The following is a 5,077-nucleotide window of genomic DNA, read 5'->3' on the forward strand; positions in this document are numbered from 1 at the left end:
AGAGTGGGCGGACGCGCGGCGCCCCGGCGTGGCCGCGGGGAACGCGTCATGCGACGGACGACCAGAGGACCCGCAGGTCGGCCTCGACCGGGGCTGCCTCCGCGAAGCCGGCCTCCCGCCGCAGGCGCCGTGTGTCCGCGACCATGGCGGCGACCTCCCCCGGCCGGTCGGGCAGGGCGCCGAAGCGCGGCAGGTCCGGTCGGCCGGCGATGGCGGCGATGCGCTCGACCAGCGCACGGATCGCGACCCCGTCGCCCGAGGCGACATTCACGGGCCCTTCGAGGCGGGAGGCCGCGACCGCGGCCAGCGCCCGGCCCGCGAACCAGGTGCTGGAAAAGTCCCGCACGGGCGTGCCGGAGGCGACCTCGGCCGGCCGCCCCGCCCGCAGCGCGCGCATGACGGCGGGCACGAGCCGGTCCGGATGCTCCCCCGGCCCGAAGAGGTGGAAGAGCCGCGCCCAGGCGACGGAGACGTCGCGGCGCGCGGACAGCGCTGCCAGTCGCGCCGCCAGCGCCGCCTTGGCCTCGCCATAGGGTGACGCCGGCGCGATGGCGCGGGTCTCGCGCCACTGCGCGTCGTCGTCCCGATCTTCCGCAGCATATTCGGCGCAACTGCCGATGCCGAGGATGCGCCGCCCGCCGCCGGCGGCGAAGGCCTCGGCGAGGTCGGTCGACGCCTCCAGCCAATCGACGTTCTCCGGCGCCGTCCAGAAGCGCCCATGGGCGACGACCCAGGCAGCATGGACGAGCAGGGCGGGGCGGATGTCCCGCACCAGCGCGGCGGCGGTGCCGGGGGCGAGCAGGTCGGCACGATGCGCGAAGGCCGCGCCGGGCGGGGGTTCCGTCGTTGCATGCAGAACTGCATGCACTTCGAGCCCCGCCGCGGCGAGGGGTGCCAGCACCTGGCGCCCGACGAAGCCCGCCGCCCCCGTGACCAGCGCCCGTTCAGCCATGGTCCGGCCAGGACCGGTCCCGCTCCGACATCACCGCCGGCGCCGCGGGCCAGGCGATGCCGAAGGCAGGGTCGTCCCAGCGCACCCCGCGCGCGAGGTCCGGCGCGTAGGGCGCATCGATCAGGTAGTCGAGCGCGGCATCCTCGGTCAGCGTCAGGAAGCCATGCGCGCAGCCGGGCGGGATGAACAGCGCGTTGCCCGCCCGGGCGGACAGCGTCACCGCGATCCAGCGCCCGCGCGCGGGGCTGTCGGGCCGCAGGTCCAGCACCACGTCGTGCACCGCGCCGGCGGTGCAGCGGACCAGCTTCGCCTCGGCCCGCGGCGGCGCCTGGTAGTGCATCCCGCGCAGCGTGTGCCGCCGCGGATTGTCCGACCGGCTGGCCTGGACCGGGCGGAAGTCGATGCCGGCCGCGGCGAACGCCTCCTCGCACCAGAGCCGCGTAAAGGTGCCGCGCGCGTCCCGGACGGGGGCGGGCAGGACGTCCATCACCCCCGGCAGCGGGGTCGGGCGGACCATCATCGCGCAGCGACCTCCCGCATCTCCGGCACCGCGACCAGCAGCCGCCCGGCGAAGCCCGCGCCGCGCAGCTGGCCGGCGACCTCCCGCGCGATGTTCCAGGGCAGGATGAGGATGTCGTCGAGGCCGAGGGCGAGCAGCGCCTCCGGCGTCACCACCGGCACATGGCTGCCAGGCAGCAGGCGGCCCTGCTTGGCGGGGCTGCGGTCGGCGACGGCCAGGATGTCCGCCGCGCGGACGCCGGCCGCGTTCAGCAGCGTGTTGCCCTTGGCCGCCGCGCCATAGGCGCCGATGCGCCGCCCTTCCGCCCGTGACGCTGCGAGCCAGGCCCGGAAGCCCGCGACCACGCGCTGCGCGCGGGCGTCGAAGCCGCGGTAGAATTCATCCGCCGCGATGCCGCGCGCGGCTTCCTCGGCGCGAACATCGGCCAGCCGCGCGCTCGCCCGGCGCGGCGCGGCGGAGGAGAGGACGCGCAGCGAGCCGCCATGCGTCGGCAGCCGCTCCACGTCGAAGACCATCAGCCCGTGCCGCGCGAGCAGCCGCTCCGTCGCGTGCAGCGACCAGTAGGCGTAGTGCTCGTGGTAGATCGTGTCGAACTGGACGCCGTCGACCATGGCGATCAAATGCGGCGCCTCGATCGAGACGATGCCCGCCCCGCCCGCCAGCAGCGCGAGGCCGGCGGCGAAGTCGTTCACATCCGGCACATGGGCGAGGACGTTGTTGGCGACGACGAGATCCGCCGCGCGGCCGCGCGCGGCGAGGATTTCCTCCGCTGTCGCGCGGCCGAGGAAGCGGGCTTCGGTGGGCACGCCGGCGGCGCGCGCCACCTCCGCCACGTTGCGCGCCGGCTCGATGCCGAGGCTCGGGATGCCGGCGGCGAGGAAATGGCGCAGCAGGTAGCCGTCGTTGCTCGCCGCCTCGACCACGAGGCTGCCGGCCCCGAGGCCGAGGCGCACGGTCATCTCCGCCGCGAAGCGCCGCGCATGCGCGACCCAGCTGTCGGACATGGAGGAGAAGTAGGCGTAGTCCTCGAAGATCCCGACCTCGTCCACCACCGTGTCGAGCTGCACCAGGCGGCAGCCGGTGCAGACCAGCGCGCGCAGCGGGAAGGCGGGCTCGCGCCGTGCGGCCTCCGTGTCAGGCACGTAGGAATTGGCGACCGGCATGCGGCCGAGATCGCAGAAGACCGGGCCGAGCGGCGCGCCGCAGGCGCGGCAGGCCGTGACTTCCCGCGCGCCGAGCACGGTCATGCGCGCACCACCTCCTCGACCTTGGCGTAGAAATGCTTCGTGAAGCGCCCCGGCTGGCCGAGCGGCCGGGCGCGGATCAGGTCCCGCAGCGAATGGCGCAGGCGCAGCCGCAGCGCGCGGTCGCGCGCGAGGTCGGCCGCCCGCGCGACATAGTCGGCGACGGAGCCGGTCGAAAGGTCCGGCAGGCCGGCATTGACCAGGTTGGAATGCGACAGCCGCTCGGGGAAGCCCGGCCCGGCCAGCGTGACCACGGGCACGCCCATCCACAGCGTCTCGCAGGTGGTGGTGCCGCCGACGTGCGGCAGGCTGTCGAGCGCGATGTCGATCTCGTTGTAGTGCGGCAGGTGCCGCCCGCGCACGCCGACGAAGGCGATGCGGTCGGGATCGACGTCGCGCGCGGCGAAGGCGGCGCGCGCATTCGCCTGGAAGGGCGCGGTGCTGCCCTCGGGCCGGACGAACAGGAAGCGCGAGCCCGGCACCTCCCGCAGCACCGCCGCCCAGGCGTCGAGGCAGGCGGTCGTGTATTTGTAGGGGTTGTTCATGGTGCCGAAGGTGATGCGCCCCGCACGGTCCTCCGGCAGGCCGGGCAGGATGGGTTCCGGCCCGAAGCCGAGCGGGCCGAGCGCGACCCAGCTTTCCGGCATCTCGAAGGGCGTCTCGATGAGCAGCCGTGGATCGGTCGGCGCGAGATGCGGGTCGACGAGGATGTGGTCGATGCCGGACAGCCCCGCCGAATGCGGATAGCCGAGCCAGGAGGCGCCGATCCGCGCCGGTCGGCGGGCCATGACCTCGATCTTGTTCATCGCCGTGCTGCCGCCGAGCTCGAACAGCATGTCGATCCCGTCCGCGGCGATGCCTTCCGCCACGAGCTGGTCCGGCCGGCGCGGCCACCAGCGGAAGGCGTGGACGGATTGCTCGATGCGCGCCTGCACCGCGTCGCGCGCGCCTTCGTAGAAGGAATAGCAGAAGACCTCGAAGCGATCGCGGTCGTGCTCCGTGAACAGGGGCAGGGCGAAGTAGGTGACCGGGTGGTTGCGCAGGTCGCTCGACATGAAGCCGATGCGGATCTTCCGGCCCGTCGCCAGCGCGGGCGCGGGCAGCGGCGCGACAGGGCGGATCCCGCGCGCCACGCCGTCGCCCCAGGCGCGGTGCCATTCGAGGATGCGGATGCGGTCCTCGAGCGTCGCGACCTGGCCGAGTTCGTAATGCAGCGGCGCGACGCGCCCCTCGGCGAGCCAGCGGCGGGCGAGGTCGGGCAGCGCGCCGGTCGCGGCGAGCCGCGCTTCATCGAGGCAGCGTTGGAAGATGGTGCGCAGCGGGCGGGCATCCTCCGCGACGCGGTCGCGATGGCGGTCCATATGCGCGACGGCCAGCGCGTAGGCATCCTCGATATGCGCGGTCTCCGACCCGTATCGGCTGCGGGAGAGGCTGTCGATCAGTTCGGCCGAGAGTTCGGGATCCTCCGGCCGCTGCGCGAGCGCGTCCCGCAGCAGCTGGTTCGCCGCCGCGCGGTCGCCGTCGCCATGCAGGCGGGAGAGCAGGATCGCCGCCTGCGGATGGCCGGGCGTGGCGCCGAGCACCGCGGCGAAGCCGGCCTTGGCGGCCTCGATCTCCCCCGCGCGCCAGGCGATGCGGGCCTGCATCACGCCGATCGCGGCCTCCCCCGGACGGGCCTGGGCGAGCCGGACCAGCACGCCGCGCGCCGTGTCGAACGCCCCTGCCTGGAGCAGCAGGCCGCAGAGCTGCAGCCCGGCCTCGAGGTTGCGCGGGTCGATCAGCAGCGCGCGGTCGAGGCAGCGGCGTGCGCCTTCCGCATCGCCGGCGGCGGCAAGCGAGCGGCCCTGCAGCCGCCAGAATTCGGCATTGCGCGGTTCGATCCGCGCCGCCCCGGCATAGGCGGAAGCGGCCCCCGCATAGTCGCCCGCCAGGTGCAGCGTGTTGCCGAGGTTGTTCCAGGGCGAGGTGTTGCGCGGTTCGAGCCGCTTCGCCGCCTCGAAGGCCGCAGCCGCCTCGGCCAGCCGCCCGGCGCGCTTGAGCAGCACGCCGAGCAGGTTGGTCAGGGGGAAATCCTTGGGCCGCCTGTCGAGCGCTGCGCGGGCCACCGCGATCGCGTCCTTCCGCCGGCCGGCCGATTCCAGGGCGAGGGCATGGGGCAGGGCGAGGGCGGCGGCGGAGGCACCGAGGCGCACGGCTTCGGCGAAGGCGTCGGCCGCTTCGGCGGGGCGGGCGGTTTCGGCCAGCAGCAGGGCGAGGTGCTGCCAAGGCTGCGGCTGTGCCGGCGCCTCCGCGATGCGGGCGCGCAGCGTTGCCTCCGCGGCTGCGCGGATGGCCGGGTCGGGCGGTGCGGGGCGCGGCGCG

4 protein-coding genes are annotated in these 5,077 nt (G+C 74.7%); all 4 read right to left on the reverse strand.

The window, feature by feature from the left end:
* Window positions 1-46 precede the first annotated feature (46 nt).
* Entirely contained in the window at window positions 47-952 is a 906-nt protein-coding gene (locus HW577_RS20450) for an NAD-dependent epimerase/dehydratase family protein (protein ID WP_198377971.1), read from the reverse strand.
* Window positions 945-1,472 (reverse strand): dTDP-4-dehydrorhamnose 3,5-epimerase family protein, encoded by a 528-nt coding sequence (locus tag HW577_RS20455; RefSeq protein ID WP_198377972.1) that lies wholly within the window; start codon window positions 1,470-1,472, stop codon window positions 945-947. Before HW577_RS20455 ends, HW577_RS20450 begins: the two co-directional genes overlap by 8 nt.
* Complete coding sequence (locus HW577_RS20460) at window positions 1,469-2,719, reverse strand: class I SAM-dependent methyltransferase (protein WP_198377973.1); 1,251 nt, start codon at window positions 2,717-2,719, stop codon at window positions 1,469-1,471. Before HW577_RS20460 ends, HW577_RS20455 begins: the two co-directional genes overlap by 4 nt.
* Window positions 2,716-5,077, reverse strand: a 2,362-nt coding sequence (locus tag HW577_RS20465) for a tetratricopeptide repeat protein (RefSeq protein WP_198377974.1), incomplete at its 5' end; no start/stop codon positions are given. The genes HW577_RS20465 and HW577_RS20460, both read right to left, overlap by 4 nt.

Source organism: Neoroseomonas rubea (assembly GCF_016106015.1).
Taxonomy (GTDB): domain Bacteria; phylum Pseudomonadota; class Alphaproteobacteria; order Acetobacterales; family Acetobacteraceae; genus Neoroseomonas; species Neoroseomonas rubea.

What these genes read in the sequence shown, in the direction of transcription:
- HW577_RS20450 (WP_198377971.1), bottom strand. Translation starts at nt 952, where the DNA reads ATGGCTGAACGGGCGCTGGTCACGGGGGCGGCGGGCTTCGTCGGGCGC.
- HW577_RS20460 (WP_198377973.1), bottom strand. Translation starts at nt 2,719, where the DNA reads ATGACCGTGCTCGGCGCGCGGGAAGTCACGGCCTGCCGCGCCTGCGGC.
- HW577_RS20455 (WP_198377972.1), bottom strand. Translation starts at nt 1,472, where the DNA reads ATGATGGTCCGCCCGACCCCGCTGCCGGGGGTGATGGACGTCCTGCCC.